1 protein-coding gene is annotated in these 767 nt (G+C 69.2%); it reads left to right on the top strand.

Translation table 11 applies throughout. The features are described from left to right. Window positions 1–767, top strand: a 767-nt coding sequence (locus G3N93_RS40805; protein WP_206135613.1) for a cellulose biosynthesis cyclic di-GMP-binding regulatory protein BcsB, incomplete at both ends; no start/stop codon positions are given.

Raw genomic sequence — 767 nt, forward strand, 5'->3', positions numbered from 1 at the left:
TGCACCGCGCAAGCCGTACGACGCGCCGCGCTGGCTGCCGGTGAACCGGCCGATCGCGTTCCGCGAGCTGGTATCCGACACGCGCGAACTGGAAGTGCGCGGCACGTCGCCCGACGCGATCCGCCTGAACCTGCGCGTGCCGTCCGATCTGCATTCGTGGAACGGCGCGGGCGTGCCGATCACGCTGCGCTACCGCTACACGGCGCCGACGGTGCAGGACAACTCGACGCTCGCCGTCGAGATCAACGACCAGCTCGTGAAGTCGTACCGGCTCGGGCCGGCCCATGCCGAGGACGCGCACGGCCGCATGCAGTTGCCGCTGCTGTCGGTGCCGGAAGGGCGCGTGACGAGCGACGTCGACATCCCGGCGTTCCGGGTCGGCAGCGGCAACCAGTTGCAGTTCCGCTTCACGCTCGATTCGCAGAAGACGGGCCTGTGCTCGAGCACGGCGACCGAGCCGCAGCGCGCGGCGATCGATCCCGATTCGACGATCGACTTCTCGCACTTCGTTCACTACGCGCAGTTGCCGAACCTCGCGTTCTTCGCGAACAGCGGCTTCCCGTTCACGCGCTTCGCCGATCTGTCGCAGACGGCCGTCGTGATGCCTGACCGGCCGTCGCCGCAGGAGCTCGAGGCCTACCTGACGATGCTCGGCCACATGGGCGAATGGACCGGCTTCCCGGCGCTGCGCGTGCAGGTTGCGCGGCCCGGCGACGTCGCCGCGCTGTCGGGCAGCAAGGATCTCCTCGTGATCGACGGCTCGCCTG

Origin of the sequence: Burkholderia sp. Se-20378, assembly GCF_017104665.1 — a bacterium.
GTDB classification, from domain to species: domain Bacteria; phylum Pseudomonadota; class Gammaproteobacteria; order Burkholderiales; family Burkholderiaceae; genus Burkholderia; species Burkholderia lata.